The organism is Streptomyces sp. NPDC088254, from assembly GCF_044740925.1.
In the GTDB taxonomy this organism is placed as follows: domain Bacteria; phylum Actinomycetota; class Actinomycetes; order Streptomycetales; family Streptomycetaceae; genus Streptomyces.
Window position 1 is genome coordinate 545086 of the sequence record NZ_JBIURQ010000001.1, and the last position, 20648, is coordinate 565733.

The 20648-nt window shown below is 73.1% G+C and carries 20 protein-coding genes and 1 pseudogene; 11 read left to right on the forward strand and 10 right to left on the reverse strand.

What is annotated here, in order from left to right; genetic code table 11:
* Positions 1-47: 47 nt before the first annotated feature.
* Positions 48-236: a hypothetical protein gene (locus tag ACIOC0_RS02420; RefSeq protein ID WP_351088977.1), complete on the forward strand. Its 189-nt coding sequence runs from the start codon at positions 48-50 to the stop codon at positions 234-236.
* 140 nt (positions 237-376) lie between these two features.
* Complete coding sequence (locus ACIOC0_RS02425) at positions 377-1420, forward strand: NUDIX domain-containing protein (protein WP_402151345.1); 1044 nt, start codon at positions 377-379, stop codon at positions 1418-1420.
* 40 nt (positions 1421-1460) lie between these two features.
* Here ACIOC0_RS02425 and ACIOC0_RS02430 read toward each other — a convergent pair whose 3' ends face one another.
* Positions 1461-2177 (reverse strand): MBL fold metallo-hydrolase, encoded by a 717-nt coding sequence (locus ACIOC0_RS02430; RefSeq protein ID WP_402151348.1) that lies wholly within the window; start codon positions 2175-2177, stop codon positions 1461-1463.
* A 65-nt stretch (positions 2178-2242) separates the two neighbouring features.
* Entirely contained in the window at positions 2243-3598 is a 1356-nt protein-coding gene (locus ACIOC0_RS02435) for a dipeptidase (protein ID WP_402151350.1), read from the reverse strand.
* A gap of 134 nt (positions 3599-3732) precedes the next feature.
* Here ACIOC0_RS02435 and ACIOC0_RS02440 point away from each other — a divergent pair, with 134 nt between their 5' ends.
* On the forward strand, positions 3733-5022 hold the full coding sequence (locus ACIOC0_RS02440; protein WP_402151352.1) for a geranylgeranyl reductase family protein: 1290 nt from the start codon (positions 3733-3735) through the stop codon (positions 5020-5022).
* 48 nt (positions 5023-5070) lie between these two features.
* On the opposite strand, the gene ACIOC0_RS02445 is transcribed toward ACIOC0_RS02440, so the two are convergent.
* The gene (locus ACIOC0_RS02445) at positions 5071-5526 is read right to left on the reverse strand and encodes a nitroreductase/quinone reductase family protein (RefSeq protein WP_402153154.1); all 456 of its coding nucleotides are present in this window, start codon (positions 5524-5526) and stop codon (positions 5071-5073) included.
* A gap of 182 nt (positions 5527-5708) precedes the next feature.
* Here ACIOC0_RS02445 and ACIOC0_RS02450 point away from each other — a divergent pair, with 182 nt between their 5' ends.
* Positions 5709-6401: a TetR/AcrR family transcriptional regulator gene (locus ACIOC0_RS02450; protein WP_402151355.1), complete on the forward strand. Its 693-nt coding sequence runs from the start codon at positions 5709-5711 to the stop codon at positions 6399-6401.
* Positions 6402-6503: 102 nt separating this feature from the next.
* Here ACIOC0_RS02450 and ACIOC0_RS02455 read toward each other — a convergent pair whose 3' ends face one another.
* Positions 6504-6782: a DUF6332 family protein gene (locus ACIOC0_RS02455; protein WP_402151358.1), complete on the reverse strand. Its 279-nt coding sequence runs from the start codon at positions 6780-6782 to the stop codon at positions 6504-6506.
* 69 nt (positions 6783-6851) lie between these two features.
* The gene (locus ACIOC0_RS02460; protein ID WP_402151360.1) at positions 6852-8366 is read right to left on the reverse strand and encodes an MFS transporter; all 1515 of its coding nucleotides are present in this window, start codon (positions 8364-8366) and stop codon (positions 6852-6854) included.
* A gap of 86 nt (positions 8367-8452) precedes the next feature.
* On the opposite strand from ACIOC0_RS02460, the gene ACIOC0_RS02465 reads away from it, so the two are divergent.
* Entirely contained in the window at positions 8453-8851 is a 399-nt protein-coding gene (locus ACIOC0_RS02465; RefSeq protein WP_402151362.1) for a MarR family winged helix-turn-helix transcriptional regulator, read from the forward strand.
* Positions 8852-8994: 143 nt separating this feature from the next.
* Positions 8995-9813, forward strand: coding sequence for an SAM-dependent methyltransferase (locus ACIOC0_RS02470; protein ID WP_402151365.1), 819 nt, complete (start codon positions 8995-8997; stop codon positions 9811-9813).
* A gap of 509 nt (positions 9814-10322) precedes the next feature.
* Here the strand turns inward: ACIOC0_RS02470 and ACIOC0_RS02475 are convergent.
* Entirely contained in the window at positions 10323-11504 is a 1182-nt protein-coding gene (locus ACIOC0_RS02475; RefSeq protein ID WP_402151368.1) for a methyltransferase, read from the reverse strand.
* 101 nt (positions 11505-11605) lie between these two features.
* Between ACIOC0_RS02475 and ACIOC0_RS02480 the strand changes: the two genes are divergently transcribed.
* From ACIOC0_RS02480 to ACIOC0_RS02490, 3 genes and pseudogenes are all read left to right on the forward strand, one after another.
* Entirely contained in the window at positions 11606-12268 is a 663-nt protein-coding gene (locus tag ACIOC0_RS02480) for an alpha-ketoglutarate-dependent dioxygenase AlkB family protein (protein WP_402151371.1), read from the forward strand.
* A 28-nt stretch (positions 12269-12296) separates the two neighbouring features.
* The gene (locus ACIOC0_RS02485; protein ID WP_402151374.1) at positions 12297-13571 is read left to right on the forward strand and encodes an ROK family protein; all 1275 of its coding nucleotides are present in this window, start codon (positions 12297-12299) and stop codon (positions 13569-13571) included.
* A gap of 9 nt (positions 13572-13580) precedes the next feature.
* Positions 13581-13772: pseudogene (locus ACIOC0_RS02490) on the forward strand (NAD(P)-dependent oxidoreductase); the annotation flags it as partial.
* Positions 13773-14011: 239 nt separating this feature from the next.
* Here the strand turns inward: ACIOC0_RS02490 and ACIOC0_RS02495 are convergent.
* Both ACIOC0_RS02495 and ACIOC0_RS02500 read right to left on the reverse strand, forming a co-directional pair.
* Complete coding sequence (locus ACIOC0_RS02495; RefSeq protein ID WP_402151377.1) at positions 14012-14533, reverse strand: ATP-binding protein; 522 nt, start codon at positions 14531-14533, stop codon at positions 14012-14014.
* A gap of 206 nt (positions 14534-14739) precedes the next feature.
* Positions 14740-15063 carry a hypothetical protein gene (locus ACIOC0_RS02500; protein WP_130440469.1) on the reverse strand — a complete coding sequence of 108 codons (324 nt, stop codon included), beginning with the start codon at positions 15061-15063 and terminating at the stop codon, positions 14740-14742.
* A gap of 342 nt (positions 15064-15405) precedes the next feature.
* Between ACIOC0_RS02500 and ACIOC0_RS02505 the strand changes: the two genes are divergently transcribed.
* On the forward strand, positions 15406-16530 hold the full coding sequence (locus tag ACIOC0_RS02505) for a PLP-dependent cysteine synthase family protein (protein WP_402151379.1): 1125 nt from the start codon (positions 15406-15408) through the stop codon (positions 16528-16530).
* Positions 16531-16609: 79 nt separating this feature from the next.
* On the opposite strand, the gene ACIOC0_RS02510 is transcribed toward ACIOC0_RS02505, so the two are convergent.
* A complete protein-coding gene (locus ACIOC0_RS02510) occupies positions 16610-17086 on the reverse strand; it encodes an SRPBCC family protein (protein ID WP_402151382.1) in 477 nt (158 codons plus the stop codon).
* A gap of 53 nt (positions 17087-17139) precedes the next feature.
* A complete protein-coding gene (locus ACIOC0_RS02515) occupies positions 17140-17970 on the reverse strand; it encodes a DeoR/GlpR family DNA-binding transcription regulator (protein WP_130440475.1) in 831 nt (276 codons plus the stop codon).
* 300 nt (positions 17971-18270) lie between these two features.
* Between ACIOC0_RS02515 and ACIOC0_RS02520 the strand changes: the two genes are divergently transcribed.
* Positions 18271-20640: a hypothetical protein gene (locus ACIOC0_RS02520; protein ID WP_402151384.1), complete on the forward strand. Its 2370-nt coding sequence runs from the start codon at positions 18271-18273 to the stop codon at positions 20638-20640.
* Positions 20641-20648 lie beyond the last annotated feature (8 nt).

The window sequence follows — 20648 nt, forward strand, 5'->3', positions numbered from 1 at the left end:
CGCACACGGAGGCGTGACCTCAGGGCGGCTTCGTAGTTGTTCCGGGCATGAAGAAGCGCAGCATGCTCGCCATCGCCTCACTCGCCACCGGCTTCGTCGTCGCGGCGATCACCCCCTCGCACAGCACGGCCGGTGAGGAACTCGACGGGCTGAACGTCGGCGACACCCTCAGCACCCTCGACCACACCGTCGCCGCCGACAGCCTCGCCGTGGACGAGGGCGCCCTCGGCGACTGACCCGCATCCGCACGACGGCGTGACGCCGGTCCCCGGCCCGCGGGGACCGGCGTCGCCACGTCCGCGCCCTCAACGAGACGCGGTTTCCGTGGCAGGGTGGAGCGGGCAAACCCCAGGGGGCCGACCGAAGAGGGGGACACGTGACCGTCGTCTGGATCAACGGCGCGTTCGGTGCGGGGAAGACCACCGCCGCACGGGAACTGATCGACCTGATCCCGAACAGCACGCTCTTCGACCCCGAGGTCATCGGCGCGGCGCTGCCGCACCTGCTGCCGGCCAAACGCCTCGCCGAGGTCGGCGACTTCCAGGACCTCCCGATCTGGCGCCGACTCGTCATCGACACCGCCGCCGCGCTCCTCGGCGAGCTCGGCGGCGCCCTCGTCGTCCCCATGACCCTCCTGCGCCAGGAGTACCGCGACGAGATCTTCGGCGCCCTCGCCGCCCGCCGCATCCCCGTCCGGCATGTGCTTCTGGCCCCGGCTGAAACGATCCTGCGCGGGCGGATAGCCGGGCGGGACGTCCCGCCCGATCTCCCCGACGGCGAGATGCGCGTACGGCAGTGGTCGTACGACCACATCGAACCGTACCGAGCCGCCCTCGGCTCCTGGCTCACCGCCGACGCCCACCTTGTCGACACCAGCGCCCTCACCCCGTACGAGACCGCCGTCCGCATCGCGGAGGCCGTCGGCGCGGGAACCGTCCCCGTCTGCGAGATCGTGCAGACCCCCGAACCCACCGGCGAGACCGTGGCCGCCGGCGTGCTGCTCTTCGACGAGCACGACCGCGTCCTCCTCGTCGACCCCACCTACAAGCCCGGCTGGGAGTTCCCCGGCGGAGTCGTGGAACCCGGGGAGGCGCCCGCCCGCGCCGGGATGCGCGAGGTGCGGGAGGAGACCGGCGTCCAGCTGGACGAAGCGCCCCGACTGCTCGTCGTCGACTGGGAACGGCCCACACCCCCCGCATACGGCGGTCTGCGCTTCCTCTTCGACGGCGGCCCCCTCGACCCCGCCGCCGTCGCGGGTCTGCTGCTGCCCGGCCCCGAACTGCGCGCCTGGCGCTTCGTGACCGAGGAGGAGGCCGCCCACCTGCTGCCCCCGGTCCGCTACGAGCGCCTGCGCTGGGCCCTGCGCGCACGGGAACGGGGCGCCGCCCTCTACCTGGAGGCCGGCACACCGGTCGGCTGACGGACCGGGCACGGAGCGGACACCGGGCCCCGCACGTACGTCACCGCACGGCCCCGGACCTGTCCGCCGCCTCACGGAGGACGTCCGAGGCGTTCTCCGTCACCGGGCTGCCGTGGCCGAAACAGGCGGTGCGCGTGTCGAGGGCGGCCAGACGGTGGAGAGCGGCGAGCACCCGGGGGCCATCGAGGTTGAAGACGCCGGGCACGACCGACCCGTCGACCGGCGAGGCCGCGACCGTGTCGCCCGTGAACAGCACCCCCTGTTGGGGGAGATGGAGCGCGATACTGCCGTCGGTGTGCCCGGGGACGTGCAGCACGTGCGCACCGCCACCGAAGGCGAGCACATCGCCGTCGGACAACTCCAAGACCTGTGAAGGACGTTCGAAATCGCCTTCGGGCAACAGCCGCAGGGCGGCCGCGTGCAGAGGGCGCTCCCAGTCCCGCAACACCGGCGACGGAGCCGGGACCTCGCGGCGCAGGACCGTCGCGTCCGCGCTGTGCGCCAGCACCTCGGCCCCCGACAGGGCGGCGAACTCGGCGGCCCCGCCCGCGTGGTCCTCGTGGAAGTGGGTGAGCACCACCCGCCGTACGGCCCCGGGGGAGTGCCCCAGGGCCGTGACCACGTCGGCGATCACCCGGCCGGAGCCGGCCGGCCCGGCGTCGACGAGCGTCAACTCGTCACCGTCACACCACAGATAGGCCTGACCGACCGCGAAACGCAGCAAGTGCAGACGGGGCAGCAGCTCGATGACGTCCATGAGCCGACCTTAGGCAGGACCCCGCCCGGCGGGCAGAGCCTTCTGCCGAGGGCAGAGCCGGCGGATCAGCTCGCCGCGTACGTGCGCAGGAACAGCGCCTCCGCCACCGACAGCCGCTCCAGCTCCTCCGGGGAGACGCTCTCGTTGACCGCGTGGATCTGCGCCTCCGGCTCGCTCAGCCCGATGAGGAGGATCTCCGCCTGCGGGTACAGCGCCGCGAGCGTGTTGCACAGCGGGATGGACCCGCCCTGACCGGCGTACTGCATCTCCTCACCCGGGTAGGCCACCGCCATCGCCTCGGCCATCGCCGCGTACGCCGGGCTCGTCGTGTCGGCGCTGAACGGCTGGCCCTGCCCGATCTGCTCCGTCCGCACCCGCGCGCCCCACGGCGTGTGGGCCTCCAGGTGGGCTTCGAGCAGCTTCGTCGCCTCGGCCGCGTCCCGGCCCGGCGGTACCCGCAGGCTGATCAGCGCGCGGGCGCTCGCCTGCACCGACGGGGTGGCGCCGACGACCGGCGGGCAGTCGATGCCGAGGACCGTGACCGCCGGACGCGCCCAGATGCGGTCGGCGACCGTCCCCGAGCCGATCAGCTCGACGCCGTCCAGGACCTTGGCGTCCCGGCGGAACTGCTCCTCCTCGTACGCCAGCCCCTCCCACGGCTCGCCGTCGGTCAGACCGTCGACGGTCGTCGAGCCGTCCTCGGCGCGCAGCGAGTCCAGGACGCGGATCAGCGCGCCGAGTGCGTCAGGGGCGGCCCCGCCGAACTGGCCGGAGTGCAGGTTGCCCGCCAGTGTGTCGATCGTCACTCGCACCATGGTCATACCGCGCAGGGTGGAGGTGACCGTGGGCAGACCGACCCGGAAGTTGCCCGCGTCGCCGATGACGATCGTGTCGGCGGCCAGCAGCTCGGGGTGCTCCTCGGCGTACCGCTCCAGACCGCCCGTGCCCTGCTCCTCGGAACCCTCGACGATCACCTTCACGTTCACCGGGACCCCGCCGTCCGCCTTGAGGGCGCGCAGCGCGAGCAGATGCATGATGAAGCCGCCCTTGCAGTCGGCGGCGCCCCGCCCGTGCCAGCGGCCATCCCGCTCGGTCAGCTCGAACGGCGGAGTGTCCCAGCCGGCCTCGTCCAGCGGCGGCTGCACGTCGTAGTGCGCGTAGAGCAGCACCGTCTTCGCGCCCTCGGGGCCGGGCAGGAAGCCGTACACGGACTGGGTGCCGTCCGGGGTGTCCAGCAGCGCCACGTCCTCGAAGCCCTCGACACGCAGCGCCGCCGCTATCCAGTTCGCGGCCGCCTCGCTCTCGCTCCGTGGGAACTGGTCGAAGTCCGCCACCGACCTGAACGCCACCAGTTCGGTGAGTTCCGCCTTCGCCCGGGGCATCAGAGAGGCGACGGTCTCGGCGACCGGATTCGACGACATGGGCACGCTCCTCGTGGGTGCGACGTTGTACCTGCGGGTGCCGTCGATCCTCCCACAGCGGACGGTGGCGATCTCCGCCGTAGGATGCGTGGGACAGGTGCGGCAAGCGGCTTGATCGGGAGCAGTAGACCATCGTGAGCAGCGAGAACTCTTCGGCGGACGACGTGCAGCGGGTGTGGGACGTCGTCGTGGTGGGCGCGGGACCCGCGGGGGCTTCGGCCGCCTACGCGGCGGCGGTCACGGGGCGGCGCGTGCTGTTGCTGGAGAAGGCGGAGCTGCCCCGCTACAAGACGTGCGGCGGCGGCATCATCGGACCTTCGCGCGACGCGCTGCCACCGGGCTTCGAGCTGCCCTTCCGCGACCGGGTGCACGCGGTGACCTTCTCCCACAACGGGCGCTTCGCCCGCACGCGACGCTCCCGGCAGATGCTGTTCGGGCTGATCAACCGGCCCGAGTTCGACCAGCAGCTCGTCGAACACGCCCAGAAGGCGGGCGCCGAGCTGCGTACCGGCGTCACCGTGCAGCGCGTCGAGCAGCACGGCTCGTCGGTGCCGGACCGGCGCACGGTCGCGGTCGTCCTCCAGGGCGGCGAGACGCTCCTGGCGCGCGCGGTCGTCGGCGCGGACGGCAGCGCCAGCCGCATAGGGGCGCACGTCGGGGTGAAGCTCGACCAGGTGGACCTGGGTCTCGAAGCGGAGATCCCGGTGCCGGAGACCGTCGCCGAGGACTGGAAGGGGCGGGTCCTCATCGACTGGGGCCCGATGCCCGGCAGTTACGGCTGGGTGTTCCCCAAGGGCGACACGCTGACCGTCGGCGTGATCTCCGCGCGCGGTGAAGGCGCGGCCACCAAGCGCTACTTGGAGGACTTCATCGGCCGACTCGGCCTCGCCGGCTTCGAGCCGAGTATCTCCTCCGGCCACTTGACCCGCTGCCGGGCCGACGACTCCCCGCTCTCCCGGGGGCGCGTGCTCGTCTGCGGCGACGCCGCGGGCCTGCTGGAGCCGTGGACCCGTGAGGGCATCTCCTTCGCGTTGCGCTCGGGCCGGCTGGCCGGCGAGTGGGCGGTCCGCATCGCGGAGGCGCACGACGCGGTGGACACCCGCCGTCAGGCCCTGAACTACGCGTTCGCCGTCAAGGCGGGCCTCGGTGTGGAGATGAGCGTCGGCAAGCGGATGCTCGCCGCCTTCGAACGCCGGCCCGGCCTCTTCCATGCGGCGCTGACCGGCGTCCGCCCGGCCTGGCGGGCGTTCACGGACATCACCCGCGGCCGGACCACGCTGGGCGAGCTGGTGCGCTCGCATCCGATGGCCCAGCGCGCGCTGAACGTCATGGACCGGTGGGTGGGGGCCGGCGGAACGCAGGAGCCTCGCGAGGGCCGGTCTCTGGAAGGCCAGTCCGGGGAGAGCCAGTCCCGGGAGGGCTGAGGCCGGGCGCCGGGACGCACCTCACAGGGGAGGGTGAGGTGGGTCCGGTCAGGGACGGTTGTCGACCGTGATCCGGAACACCGGGTGGTCGCCCGCCGCGGCGGTGATCTCGTCGTCGGTGGACTTGGCGGTCACCCCGTCGAAGTACTGGTTGACCTCCCAGCCCCACTTCTCCAGGTAGGTCCGCAGGACCGGGAGCTTCTCCTCGTCGGGAAGCTCCACCGCGGAGAACGTGTGCACCTTGCGCCCAACACGCAGCTCGCCGCCCCCGGCGGCGCGCATGTTGCGCACCCACTGGGAGTGACCCCGCGCCGAGACCAGGTACCGCGCGCCCTCGTATGTGTGCGGGTTGACGGGGATACGCTGCATCCTGCCGCTCTTGCGGCCCCGCACGGACATCTCGGCCGTGCCGGCGAGGCTCACGCCGTGCCGGGCCAGCCAGCCGACGACGTTGTTGAAGCGGGTGTTGAGCCGGCTGCTCTTGATGTAGTACGGCGTCGACATGATGGCCCCCAGCGGTGAGTGAGCGGGTTCGAGAGCGGTGCTCTCGTTCCCCTTGTGAGGAGTCTGCACCGGATGGGTGCTCCAAAGCAAGAGCGGCGCTCTCTTTTGTGTGCGGCAATCTCACCGTGGGTCGTCGCTCTCGAATGTGTGCGGTGCTCCGCCCGCCGTGCGACACTGCCCCCATGAGCAGCACCACTCAAGGCGCGCGCGCCCGCGCCCGCATCGAAGTCACCGCCGCCATCAAGGACGAGGCCCGACGGCAGCTCGCGGCCGAAGGCGCCGCCAAGCTCTCCCTGCGGGCCGTGGCCCGCGCGCTCGGCATGGTCTCCTCCGCGCTGTACCGGTATTTCCCCAGCCGCGACGACCTGCTCACCGCGCTCATCATCGACGCCTACGACTCCCTGGGCGAGAGCGCCGAGACCGCGCACGCCGCCGTCGCGGACGCCGACCCCCTTCGGCGCTGGGTGGCGGTCTGCGAGGGGGTGCGCGGCTGGGCGCTGGCGCATCCCCACGAGTATGCGCTGATCTACGGTTCGCCGGTGCCCGGCTACAGCGCACCTGACACGACGGTCCCCGCCGCGTCCCGTGTGGGCCTCCTCCTCATCGGGATCCTGCGTGACGCCCGCCTGAGCGCCGGCGGGACCGAACTGCCACCGCTCCCCGATGAGTTGCGCACCGAGGCCGACCGTATGGCCGCCGACCTCGCGCCCGACCTGCCTCCGGAGACGGTCGCCGCACTGGTCGCGGCCTGGGCGCAGCTGTACGGCCTCGTGGGATTCGAGCTGTTCGGGCAGTTCCATCGGGTGGTCGAGGACCGCGAGCCGTTCTTCCGCCACGCGGCCACCCGCCTGGCCCATGGCGTGGGACTGGGCTGAACCGCCGTCCCACGAAAGCGGTTGAGGTGGGCGCGGCTGCCGCAGCGGTCGAGCGGCGCTGACGCGGCGCCCCCGCGAAGACCCCGGCTGATCGGGCCGCGTCTACGAGTCGGGGTGGGCGCCGCTGGGCCGGGAGGCGTCGGGGCGGAAGCCGGCGAGCACGCTCACCACCCGCGCCGCGAACACCAGGGGCGCGAGCACGTACCCCGTACGGATGAGCAACACCTCGATGCCGTAAGGGAGTCGGAACAGCAGAGCCGGACCGGCAACCGCACCGAAGATCACTGCTGCCGCGAAGGCCGCGCTGAACAGCGCGTACCCGATCTCGACGGTGACCGCGTCCCGCCGCGCCTGCCGGCGTCGTCCCCCGTACTCGCTCATCCCGCAAGTCTCACAGGCGTGCGCCCGGCGGAGCAACCGCCCCGCCGGGCGCACACTGGAGGCGTCTTCCTAGTCGTGGACCGGCACCCGCTCCGCTTCCGGCTTGCGCACCGTGGACTCGACGACGACATCGCTCGCGGACCGTGCGACCGGCGCCGTCGGACCGGGGCGGCGGGTGCGCAGGCCGGTCAGGCTGATCAGGAGGCCCAGGGCGGCGATGGCGGTGACCACCGTCAGGCCGGGGCGGTAACTGTCCAGCACGGCCTGCGGGGTGGGGTCGGCGGGGGCGCCGGCGGTGACCACCGCCGTCACCACGGCGAGGAAGATCGCCCCGCCCACCTGCACGGAGGTGTTCAGCAGGCCGGAGACCATGCCCTGCTCGCGGTCCTCGACGCCGTTGGTGGCCTGGATGTTGAGCGAGAGGAAGACCAGGGCGCAGGCCGCGCCGATGAGCAGCATGCTCGGCAGGATCACGGCCGCGTAGACCGGGTCCAGGTCGACGCGCAGGAACAGCGCGTAGCCGACGACCATGAGCGCGAACCCGGCCGTGATCAGCCGCGGGGTGCCGAAGCGGTCCACGACCGAGCCGACCTTGGTCGAGGAGAGCGCGACCAGCGCGCCCGCCGGCAGGAACGCGAGCGCGGTGTGCAGCGCCGACCAGTCCAGCAGTGTCTGCATGTAGAGGGTGGCCAGGAACTGGAAACCGACGTAGGAGCCGAAGAACGTCATCGCGCCGAGCTGGGCGCGCACCTGGCTGCCCGAACGCAGCACGCCGAGCCGGATCAGCGGGCTGGGCGAGCGCCGCTCGACGAGGACGAAGACGCTCAGCAGCACGGCGACGGTGAGGAAGGACAGCAGGGTGCGGGCGGACGCCCACCCGGCCTCCGGCGCCTGGACCACGGTGAACACCAGCAGCAGCATCGACGCGGTGCCGAGGACGGCGCCGGGGACGTCGTAGCCGTCGTGACCCCGCTCTCGAGCGCTGCGCGGCAGCAGTTTCAGGCCGGCGATCAGGGCGATCAGGGCGATCGGCGCGGGCAGCAGCATGGTGAGGCGCCAACTGGCCTCGGTGAGCAGGCCGGAGAGGACCAGGCCCATGGAGAAACCGGTGGCGGCGCAGGTGGTGTAGATGGAGAGCGCGCGGTTGCGCAGTGGGCCCTCCGGGAATGTCGTGGTGATGATCGACAGGCCGGCGGGGGCGGTGAAGGCGGCGCTGAGCCCCTTGATGAACCGGCTGGCGATCAGCAGTGGGCCGGAGTCCACCAGCCCGCCGAGCAGTGAGGCGAGCGCGAAGACGCCGAGGGCGACCAGGAAGACCTGGCGGCGGCCCAGCAGGTCGGCCGTACGGCCGCCGAGGAGGAGCAGGCCGCCGTAGCCCAGGATGTAGCCGCTGACGATCCATTGCAGTGTCGAGGTGGACAGCCCGAGGTCGGCGCCGATGGACGGCAGGGCGACGCCGACCATCGACACGTCCAGCGCGTCGAGGAACATCGCGGCGCAGAGCACCAGCAGGGTTCCCCACAGGCGCGGCGTCCAGCGGACCTCCGGGAGGCGGGGTGCGGGGGAGGGGAGCGGAGAGGACATGCCGCAGACATTACATGCGTCTGCATCGAATGCAAACGCATTTAATTCTGATGCAATCAAACCCTTTCTCTGCTACGGTGCGGCCCATGGCGGGGAAGAAGGCCGAGCAGGCGCTCGTGGAAGAGTGGCGGGACATCCTGTCGCTGCACGCCCGCACCCAGTGCGAGCTGGACCGGGCCCTGCATCAACACGGCCTGTGCGGCAGTGACTTCGAGGTGCTCGACGTCCTCGCCGCGAGCGCAGCGACCGACCCGGGCGGAGCTTGCGCCTTCCGTGTCCAGGAGATCGCCGACCGGGTCCACCTCAGTCAGAGTGCGCTGTCACGGCTGATCGCCCGGCTGGAGAAGGACGGCCTCGTCGAGCGTGGGATGTGCGCCGAGGACCGCAGGGGCGTGCGGGTCGCTCTCACCGCCAAGGGGCGCGCACTGCACGACGAGGTGCTGCCGGTGCAACGTGCCGTGCTCACGCGGATGTTGTCCGACTGACAGTCCGTCGCCTCCGGTGGCCCCAGGATGGCCGAAACGGCGCGGTGCGCTGCCCTCGGGCGCTCTGACGTGGCTTTGCTCAGGGCGAGTTGACTTAGGTTGGGGTTTCCGATCACCACCCTGAGCGCGCAGGAGGCCTCGCCGTGCCGGAACCCGCCCCCCAGACCACCGTCGGCGCCCCCGCCCGGATCGACACGTCCAAGCCCCACTCGGCCCGGTTCTGGAACTACTTCGTGGGCGGCAAGGACAACTACGAGGTCGACCGGGAGATCGGCGACCACATCAAGGAGATCTTCCCCGGCCTCGTCGACGTGGCCGTCACCAGCCGCCACTTCCTCGGTCGCGCGGTGCGTCATCTGGCCGTCGATCAGGGCATCCGGCAGTTCTTGGACGTGGGCACCGGACTGCCGACCGCCGACAACACCCACGAGGTCGCCCAGCGGGCCGCCCCGGACGCCCGCATCGTCTACGTCGACAACGACCCCATCGTCCTCGCCCACGCGAACGCCCTGCTCACCAGCACCCCCGAGGGCCGCACGGCCTATCTCGACGCCGACCTCTACCAGCCCGAGAAGGTCATCGAGGCCGCCCGCGGCACGCTCGACCTCAGCCGGCCGGTCGCCCTGATGATCCTCAACACCCTCGGCCATGTCGCCGACCACGAGCAGGCCCGCGATCTCGTGCGCCGGCTCATGGCCGGCCTGCCGTCGGGCAGCTACCTGGTCATCAGCGACAGCACCGCGACCAGCGAGGGCATGATCGCCGCGTCCGACGCCTACAACTCCAGCGGCGCGGTGCCGTACTACGTACGCGGCGTCGAGGAGATCGCCGGGTTCTTCGAAGGACTCGACCTGGTCGAACCGGGTGTCGTACGAGTTCCCGAGTGGCGTCCGGACGCGGTTGATCCGGCCAACTCGGCCGTCGCCGTGGACGCTTACTGCGGGGTCGCGCGCAAGAAGTAGACGACGAAGGGAAGTCAGGGCGGCCGACGGCCGGGGTGCGGAGCGTACGCACCCCGGCCGTCCGTCGATTCCTGGCTGCGCCGGTCTGGCGAAACGGACTGACAGGGACGACAGTTGACGCCCCGCACATTGCACGGTCCGCCCCTTGAACCCCCGACCGTCGCTCCTGTCCGGCAGCCGGGGGCTCGGGGAGCACGCCTCATGGGCAACGAACCGCCTGTGGGCGCCGCCCCTACGGCCCCTGAACGGACCGGCATCCGCCCCACTCGGGTGCCGGTCCTCCCCGGCGGATCCGAACGGCCGGGCGTCGTTCCTGGTTGTCAGCCGCCGTTCGTGCCCGGACCGTGCGGCTCGGTCGGTCCGTGACCAGGTGGCAGACCTCGACGGGTCCCGACAGCTCCCGCGCGGCGCGGTGGGCGACCGCCGCGCAGGGGTCGGCGAGCGGAGAGACAAGCCGGCCGCCTCGACAGGCCGCGTGCGCAGCCCTTCGGACTTGCCGGCGCCCCGGATCAACCTCGCTTGACGGCCTTCAGCACCACGAACTTCGGGTCACCCGCGACCAGTTCACTGTTGCCGAACAGCCGCCGCAGCTTGACGTGATAGCCCAGGTGACGGTTCCCCACCACCCACAGCTCGCCGCCCGGCCGCAGCGCGCGCCGCGCCCCGGTGAACATCCGCCACGCCGTCGCGTCGGTCGTGGCCTGGTGGGAGTGGAACGGCGGATTGTTCAGCACGAGGTCCACGCTGCCGTCCGCCACCCCCGCCAGCCCGTCCCCGACCCTGAACTCGGCCCGTCCGGGCGCCCCGTTGGCCTTGTACGTCGCCTCCGCCGAGGCCACGGCCTGGAACGACTCGTCCGTGAACAGCACTTCGGCGCGCGGGTCGGCCAGCGCGACCGCCGTGCCCACGATGCCGTTGCCGCAGCCCAGGTCGACGACCCTCCGCTCGCCCCGCGTCCGGGGCAGATGGCGCAGGAAGAACCGGGTGCCGATGTCGAGCCGGTCGGCGCAGAACACGCCCGCGTGGTTGACCACAGGACGGCCGGAGAGCGCACCGATGCCGTCAGGCAGGTCGTAGTGGTACGGCCAGGGGTTGGACGGGAGCCGCCGCTCCGGCGAGACGTCGGGCGCGCAGAAGATCAGCCGGGCCTTCTGCCGGGCGAGCGAGGTCCGGGTGGGGCCGAGGATCCGCTCGAACAACTGGAGCGTGGAGGTGTGGATCTCCTTCACCATGCCGGCGCCGACGACGACCGTCCCCGCGTGCAACGAGGGCGCGAGGCGCAGCAGTTGGTCCTCCAGGAGCGCGAGGCTCTTGGGCACCCGCACCAGCAGCACGTCGACGCGGGCGGGCACCGGATCCTGCGTGGTGAGCAGCCGGACCGTGCCGGGCGCGACGCCGTTGCGGGCGAGATTCGCCCGGGTGGCCTCCTGCCCCAGCCACGAGTCGGTGATCTGCGTAGCCCGCGGAGCCGGGGCCGGCGCTCCGGCGGCCCCCATGGGCCCGTGCGCCGCGAGCGCCGTGACGAGCGCGCCCCAGCGGTCGCCGAACACCACGACCGTCCCGTCCGCCGGCACGTCCTGCTCGGCGAGATGCCGGAGCAGATACGCGTCGGCGGCGTCCCAGGCACGCAGCCGGTCGCGCGGGTCCTCGGGGTGGCGGGCCAGCGTGAGCTCGCCCCAGGGAGTCGTCATACGGTCGTCCATCGTGCGTCAAGGCTAAGGGATCCTTGCACCAAGCCCGTCCGGACCGCGCGCGAGCCGCAGGTCAGGGCCGGCGGGGGGAGGATGGGGGAATGGACGTGGAGCTGTTTCCCCGGGAGCGGGCGCTGATCGCGCCGGGCGCGGTGCACGTGCCCGACTGGCTCGGCCCCGCCGGCCAGCGCGAGCTGCTCGACGCCTGCCGGGAGTGGGCGCGTCCGCCCGCCGGACTGCGCACGGTGCGCACACCCGGCGGCGGCGCCATGACCGCCCGGCAGGTCTGCCTGGGCTGGCACTGGTACCCGTACGCCTACGCGCGCACGGTCGTCGACGGCGACGGCGCCCCGGTGAAGCCCTTCCCGGCCTGGCTCGGCGAGCTGGGCCGGCGCGCGCTGACCGACGCGCTGGGGCCGGAACCGGCCGGGACGGAGGAGTACGACATCGCACTGATCAACTTCTACGCCGGCGACGCCCGCATGGGCATGCACCGCGACGCCGACGAAACCTCGCACGCGCCGGTGGTGTCCCTCAGTCTCGGCGACACCTGCGTGTTCCGCTTCGGCAACACCGAGACGCGGACCCGCCCCTACACCGACGTCGAACTGCGCAGCGGCGACCTGTTCGTCTTCGGAGGGGAGTCCCGGCTCGCGTACCACGGCGTGCCGAGGGTGTACCCGGGGACGAGCCCCGCCGCTCTGGGGCTGGACGGGCGGCTGAACGTGACCCTGCGGGTCAGCGGCTTCCCGGACGGCGGCTGACGGAGCGGATCATGGGAGGATCGCCGTCATGACCGGCAACGCGGACCCCCGGCATGCGGGGGAAGGGACCACGTCGAGAGCGCGGCTGGACCGGGGGCGCGGTGCGCTCGGACCCGCGCTGGAGCTCGTGCACACCGGGCGGGCGCCGACCCGCGCGGTGCTCACCGCCGAGCTCGGCGTCACGCGCGCCACGGCCGGCGCGGTCGCCGCGGAGCTGGAGGCGCTCGGCCTGATCCGGGTCGACGCCCGCCCCGGAGCCGCCGCCGGCTCACAGGGCCGCCCCTCGCACCGGCTCGCCCTGGCCGACGAGGGTCCCGTGGTCCTCGCGGCGCAGGTGCACGCCGACGGTTTCCGCGCGGCGCTGGTCGGCCTGGGCGGCCGTATCATCGCGACGACCCCCAGCTGCGAGGCCGTCGACGCCGACCCGGCCAAGGTGCTCGGCGCCGCCGTGGACGCCGGCGCCGACCTGCTGCGGCAGACGGGCCGGCACTGTGTGGGCGCCGGGCTGGCCGTGCCGTCGGCGGTCACCGAACCCGAGGGCCTGGCCCTGAACCCCCTCCACCTCGCCTGGCCGGCGGGCGCGCCGGTGCGGGAGGTGTTCGCCGAACGGGTCCGGGCCGCCGGCGTGAGCGGGCCTGCGTTCGCCGCGAACGACGTCAACCTCGCCGCCCTCGCCGAACACCGGCACGGCGCCGGGCGCGGCGCGCGTGACCTGCTGTGCGTGGCCACCGGCCACCGTGGCGTCGGCGGGGCGCTGGTGCTCGACGGCCGTCTGCACACGGGCAGTTCGGGCCTGGCCCTCGAAGTGGGTCACCTCACCGTCAACCCCGAGGGCCGCCCCTGCCACTGTGGCAGCCGCGGCTGCCTGGACGTGGAGGCGGACCCGCTGGCCCTGCTGACGGCCGCAGGCCGCGATCCCGGACCCGAGGGCTCCCTGCTCCACCAGGCCAACGAACTCATCCGCGAGGAGTACGCGGACCCCACTGTGCGCACCGCCGTCGAGACGCTCGTCGACCGGCTCGGCCTGGGTCTCGCCGGGCTGGTCAACATCCTCAACCCCGACCGCATCATCCTGGGCGGCCTGCACCGCACGCTTATGGACGCCGACTCCGAACGCCTCCACGCGGTCGTCGCCGACCGCGGACTGTGGGGCCGCAGCGGCGGCGTGCCCATCCTCGGCTGTTCGCTCGACCACAACAGTCTGGTCGGCGCGGCGGAACTGGCCTGGCAGCCCGTGCTGGACGACCCGCTCAGGGCACTCGCGGGAGGAACCGGAAACACCGGTGCGGGGGCGGGAAGGTGACGTCATGACACGCCCGCCCGGCTCGGCGTGGTCACTGCCGCCAAGAACGTCCGGCTGATCGTCGAGGCCGGCCGCGGCAACGGCGTCCGGCTCGACATGGCGGCCGCGAGCGCCACCCGGCTGAAGTGGGCCGCCGCGCAGCGCCACGCCGACGAGGACATCGCAGCGGCGTACTTGGCCGGCGTCGAAGAGAAACGCTGAGCGGGCTCCCGGAGACGCTGAGCCGATCCCCGGCCGAAACGCTGAGCCGATCCCCGGCCGAAACGCTGAGCCGATCCCCGGCCGAAACGCTGAGCCGATCCCCGGCCGAAACGCTGAGCCGATCCCCGGGCGAAACGCTGAGCCGATCCCCGGGCGAAACGCTGAGCCGATCCCCGGGCGCTCACCCGAAGGCGCCCGTGCACACCCCGGGCCCCCTCGGGCGGCGGGGCGCGCGGGGTTCAGCCGACCGCCGCCGATCGCGCCGGAGCGTGCGCCGGCCTGCGGTCGTCGACCCCCACCACCTCGGGGAACAGCCGGTCCGCGGCCAGTCGCCGGGTCGGCCGCGCCAGCCGTTCGGGCACCGGCAGCGGGGCAGGCAGCGTGAACCAGACGACCTTGCCGGACTCGCCGTCCGGCTTGGCGCCCCAGCTCTCGCTGACCGCCGCCACCATCGCGAGCCCGCGCCCGCAGGTTGCGAACGCGTCGGCGGCCTCCAGCACCGGGAGCCGGGGGTCGCGGTCGTGGACGGAGACGGTGAGCCGGTCGAGCAGCAGCTCCATCTCCACCGTGCACGTCTTGTCGGGCTGCGCATGCAGGTGGACGTTGGTCAACAACTCCGTCACACCGAGCGAGGCCCGGTCTATCAACGGGTCCAGATGCCAGTAGCGCAACTGTGCCGATACGATTCTGCGGACCTGGCCGATCCGCGACGGCAGGGCTTGAAGCTCCACCGTGCAGTGCCTGCTTGGGTTGCTGATCACGGCTGCGACTCCCCGACATGAGGTCCGGAAGAACACGGAGTTCGGATCGATCGGAGCAGTGCGTCTGCGCGAGGCGGCCGCCTGCTGTCGTGGCCGGCGGGCTGGTTCGCAGCGTTATCGCCGGTAAACCCAGAGTGACGTGAGAACAGCGTGACGCAGGGGATCGAGGAGCGCAACTCGCCGTCCCGTCACCCCGCTCTGCCGGCTCAGTCCCCGCGTCCCGCCGCCTTGCGCACGGCCTCGATGAACCGACGCGCCGCGGGCGGCCCCGGCTCGCCCGGCGCCGGGTCGTGCTCACCCAGCGTCAACAGGTACCGGTTGCCGTTGAGGTCGGCCAGCGCCCGGTCATCCGGCGCGAACCACGGCCGGGAGGCGCGGACCGCCTGTACCGGGGCGCTGTCGATCTCACTGCCGTAGCTGGTCAGGAGCTCCAGCCTGCCGTCGCTGATCCGGACCTGACCGGCCCGGGTGAGCGAGCGCAGCCGCTTCCCGATCCGCACGCCCGTCGCCGTGAACTCCGGCTCCGCCATCCCGCCCCCTTGCGCGTGGGTGAGCCGGCCCGCGCTCCCCCCGTGGGCCGGGAACCGGCTCGTGTCGTGGTCCAGTGTGCGCCCCCGTCCGGGACTCTGTCCCGCCGCCGTGCAGTCTGCCCCCGCACGGCGTCGAGCACCAGTGCGCGCGACACGCGGACGCCGGACGCCCGGAGCACTCGCACGAATGCGCCCCCACCCGCGCGCCCCGCGCACCCAGGGCCGCCTTTGAGCCCCCCAAAGATGCGTTTATGCAGGTGGGAACTGGTGTGACGGATGTTTATGATCGAGGTGTCGGCAGGCGTCTGCCGCCCGCCGACGCGACGTACGAAGGAGCCCGCCGTGACCACCCCCCAGCAGACCAGGACCGGTGCCACCCTCGACGTCGACCGCAGCGACGCCTTCTACCGCACCTGGCTGAAAGAAGCCGTCCGCAAGGTCCAGGCCGACGCCAACCGCTCGGCCGACACCCACCTCCTGCGCTTCCCGCTGCCCGAGCAGTGGGGCATCGACCTGTACCTCAAGGACGAGTCGACCCACCCCACCGGCAGCCTCAAACACCGCCTGGCCCGCTCCCTGTTCCTGTACGGCCTGTGCAATGGCTGGATCCGGCCGGACCGCCCGGTGATCGAGGCGTCCAGCGGCTCGACGGCGGTCTCCGAGGCGTACTTCGCCAAGCTGATCGGCGTCCCCTTCATCGCCGTCATGCCCCGCACGACAAGCGCCGAGAAGATCCGCCTGATCGAGTTCCACGGCGGCCGCTGCCACTTCGTCGACGATCCGCGCACCATGTACGAGGAGTCGGCCCGCCTCGCGGCGGACACCGGCGGCCACTACATGGACCAGTTCACCTACGCCGAACGGGCCACGGACTGGCGCGGCAACAACAACATCGCCGAATCCATCTTCCGGCAGCTGGAGTTGGAGCGGTTCCCGGAGCCGGCGTGGATCGTCGCCACGGCCGGCACCGGCGGCACCTCGGCGACCATCGCGCGCTACGTCCACTACATGCAGCACGACACGCGCGTGTGCGTCGCCGACCCGGAGAACTCCTGCTTCTTCGAGGGCTGGACCACCGGCGATCCGGACGTCACCTGCGACTGCGGCTCCCGCATCGAGGGCATCGGCCGGCCCCGCATGGAGCCGAGCTTCGTGCCCGGCGCCGTCGACCGGATGATGAAGGTGCCCGACGCGGCCAGCGTCGCCGCCGTGCGCGCCCTGGAGCGGGGCATCGGGCGAAAGGCGGGCGGCTCCACCGGCACCGGGCTGTGGAGCGCGCTGAAGATCGTCGCCGAGATGGTGGCCGAGGGGCGGCAGGGCAGCGTGGTCACCCTGCTGTGCGATCCGGGCGACCGCTACCTCGACAAGTACTACTCCGACGCCTGGCTCGCCGCCCAGGGCCTGGACATCACCCCGTACACGGAGGCGATCGACACGCTGCTGGCGACGGGCGTGTGGCCGGAATGAGGCCGCACCTCACCGAACGACCCGTGCCGACGCCTCGCCGCACCGGGCCCTGAGCCGTCCTCGTCCGCCCTCCGCCGCCCTACGGCAGCTCCCTGAGCCGCCGGTCCAGTCGCGTCACCGCGTCCCGGAACGTCCGCCCCATCCCCGGCCGGGCCAGCCGCAGCACGCCCCGGAAGGCCGCCGTGCCGTCCGCGGCGAACGTCCAGCACACGCGCGTGCCCGCACCCGCCGGCGCGAGCCGCCACTCCTCGACCAGCGCCCGGGCCCCCGGCGCGTTGGTGACGTCGACCCGGTAGGCGTACACCTCGGGCTCCGTCGCCGCCAGCACGGTCTCCCGGAAACGCGTCCCGCCCCGGAGCCGTACCTCGCGCCCCGCGCCACCGTCCAGCGGCCGCGCGGACGCCACCGCCGGGAACCAGGCGGCCCAGCCGGGCACGTCCTCGGCGAGCGCCCGGAAGACCCGCTCAGGCGGAGCGGCGACCTCCCGTGCGAAGATCAGCCGCACGGGCGCCGCCGTCAGGAAGCCCAGACCCTCGGGCCGCAACCGGTGAGCCACGCACACCACCTCCCAGCACGACGAACGGGTGCGTCACCCTAGCCAGTGCCGGGTCAGATGTCTGCGTCCTCGTCGGCCTCGCCCGCCACCACCAGCCGCCGCAGATGCTCGGACACCTCCGCGCGGGCCGCGCCCGGCAGTCCCGCGTCCGTCACCAGCGTGTCGACCTGATCCAGCGACGCGAACGAACTCAGGCCCACCACACCCCACTTGGTGTGGTCAGCCACCACCACGACCCGGCGCGCCGACTGCACCAGCCGCCGGTTGGTCTCGGCCTCCGCCAGGTTCGGCGTCGACAGGCCGGCCTCCGCCGATATCCCGTGCACGCCGAGGAACAGCACGTCGAAGTGGAGCGCCGCGATCGCCTGGTCGGCCACCGGGCCCACCAGGGAGTCGGAGGGCGTGCGCACCCCGCCCGTCAGCACCACCGTGGCCGCGCCCTGCCGGGGGCCCGAGGTGCGCTGCGCCACGTGGAACACATCTGCCACCCGCACCGAGTTGGTGACCACCGTCAGGTCGGGCACGTCGACCAGGCGGTGCGCCAGCGCGTACGTCGTGGTGCCGCCCGACAGGGCGATCGCGCTGCCCGGCGCGACCAGCTCCGCGGCCGCCCGCGCGATGTCCTCCTTGGCGGTCAGCTCCAGCCCCGACTTGGCCTCGAAACCCGGCTCGTGCGTGCTCGCCTCCACGACCGGCACCGCCCCGCCGTGCACCTTCTCCAGCATGCCCTGTCGGGCCAGCGCGTCGAGGTCACGGCGTACGGTCATGTCCGACACCCCGAGCTTGCGGGTCAGTTCGTTGACGCGGACGCCACCCCGGCGCCGGACCTCGTCCAGGATCAGTGTGCGGCGCTGCTCCGCGAGGAGGTTCTGATTCTCACTCACGTACGCTCCGGTCCTCTCGACTCAAGCCGACCCACTCCGTCCGACACGCCTCGCGCACCTGCGCCGACGTGGGCGTTCTGCCGGTCGGCGGGACGTGGGCGTCCCATCCTCGCACGGGCGGGCACCGGGCGCGCCACCGCCTGTCCGACGCGGTCATGTCACGGATTCGACACGCGTCGATTCCGTCCGTCACACGGATCGGGGGAAATTCGGTCACAACCGGTGTGTTCGGACCCTCCAGCGGCGATCCTGGTGCCCGCACGCAGGTCGACAGCGCGTCACGGGGGAAGTGGCACAACGGTGGAACGTGCACAGGAACGAGCCCTGACCGGCGGGGAGGCCACGGCCGCCCTGGAACTCCTGGTCCACGGCGTGGGCGGCGCGACGCCCGAGAAGATGCTGAACGATCCGCGCACGGTGCGGATCACCGGCGACGACACGGCCGCCGTGTTCCGGCGCGCCGCCGACGTCGACGCCGACCACAGGGGCGGGCAAGGGGCCGTCTCCGCGACCGGCGGGCCCCGGGACCGGCCGGTCCCCGAGGCGTACGTCTGGTGCAACCTCACCTCCGGCAACGGCACCCGCGCCCTGTGGCTCCTGCTGCTGCCGTTCATGGTCGTCAACCTCGCCCACTGGATGCGCCCCGCCGCACCCGCACGCACGCGTACCGTCCGCTGCTACGGGCTGCTCGTGCGGCTCGCCGGGCTCAGCCTGACGGTGCTGCTCGTCGCCGCGGCCTGCGAGGTCGCCCTCGACCTGACGGCCTGGCAGTGCGCCGGCACGGCCGCCTGCGCCGAGCGGCACACCTGGCTGGGCTTCCTGTCCCCGTCGGTCCGCGACGGCGGCTGGTGGACCCTGCCCGGCCGCCGCCTCGCCCTCGCCGCCCTGGTCCCGGCCGCCCTCACCGGGCTGCTGTGGTACCTCTCCCACCGCACCTGGCGGGCCTACGAGTCCCAGGAACCGCTGAACGCCCGGCCCGAACCCGAGGACGCGCTCGGCCACACCGCCCTCGGCCGACCCGGCTTCTGGTACGGCCGTCGCCTGGTCGCCCGGCTGCGCGCGGCGCACACCGCGGCCGGCCTGCTCACCGTCGCCGCCGCCGTCGGCGCCGCGGCCGCCCGCCACGACGCCCGGCCGGGCGGCCCCGCCCTCCTCGACCTCCTCGGCCGGCTCCTGGAGACGTCCCTCGCCGCCGGCGCCCTCGCCACGGTCTGGGTGGTGTGCCGCCGCGGCCGCAGCGAACACCGTCTCGACCGCCGGCTCGACGCGCACCTCGTACGACGCCTGCCGCTGGCCGCCCTCACCCTGCTCGTCCTCACCCTCGTCTACGCCGGCTGGGAGCGCCCCGGCTGGACGTCGTCCGGACGGCTGCCGGGCGACCTGACCTTCGGCGGCATCGCCCTCGCCCAGGGCGCCCTGGTGATCGCCCTCGCCGTCGTCGCCGCCGCGCTGCATCGCGGCTCCACCGGCGACCCCGAAGGGCGCACCGCGCTGCGGGGCCTCGGCGGGCCCGCCGTCGCCACCCTCGCCTGCGCCCTGGGCGGCGTCATGTCCGGCGGGGTCTCCCAGCGCGTCTCGGACTGGCTGGACGGCACGGGCACCTCCCTCGCCGGCCCGCCCGTCCTGCTGACCTGGCAGGCGTCCGTCATCCCCGCGCTGCTCCTCGTACACCTCGCCCTGTGCGCCCTGCTAGGCCGCCGCGTCTGGCTGCTCACCCGCGCCGGACAAGCCGCGGTGGCCCGCGAGTACGACACCGGACCCGGCGATCCCGCCCGCACCCGGCGGATCGCCCGCACCCGCGCGATGGCCACGCTCACCGACCGGGGCCCGCTCCTCGTCGCCGTCACCGCCGCCACCACCCTGCTGCTGGGCGCGGGGGCCCTCGTCGGCGCGTTCACCACCGGCACGACCCCCCAGCGGGCCGCCGTGTCCGCCCACCCCTTCGTGCGGGGCGCCGCCGAGACCGGGCAGGCGCTCGGCTCCTGGCTGACAGGGCTCGGCTTCCTGCTGTTCGTCACCTGGGGCAGACGCGCCTACAAGGACGCCTCCGCACGCCGCACCATCGGCATCCTCTGGGACGTCGGCACCTTCTGGCCGCGCGCCGCCCACCCCTTCGCCCCGCCCTGCTACGCCGAACGCGCCGTGCCCGACCTGACCTGGCGCATGGCCACCTGGACCCGCGCCACCGGCGGCCGGCTGGTCATCTCCGGCCACTCCCAGGGCAGCGTCCTCGCCGCCGCGGCGGCCTGGCAGCTGCAGCCCGCCGACCGCAGACGGGTCGCCCTGCTCACCTACGGCTCCCCGATCGAGCGTCTCTACGGCCGGTGGTTCCCCGCCCACTTCGGCCCGGCCGCGCTGACCGCCCTGCACGAGGAGATCGCCTGCTGGCGCAACCTCTACCGGCTCACCGACCCCATCGGCGGGCCCGTACGGCTGTCCGGCGACGACTGCGGCCCCCAGGTGGACCACCCGCCCCTGGCCGACCCGCTCGCCTACGGCCGCACGGCGCGGCACCCCCTGCCCGCCCCGATCCTGGGCCACTCCGACTACCAGGCGGACCCGGCTTTCGCCCTGGAACGAGAACGGCTCCTGGGCCGTCTGCGCCCGGAGATGCCCCCGCAGCGCCCCCGACCGGAAGAGCCGCAGGCCCCCGCCGCCACGGGGGCCTGAAGGCGCGC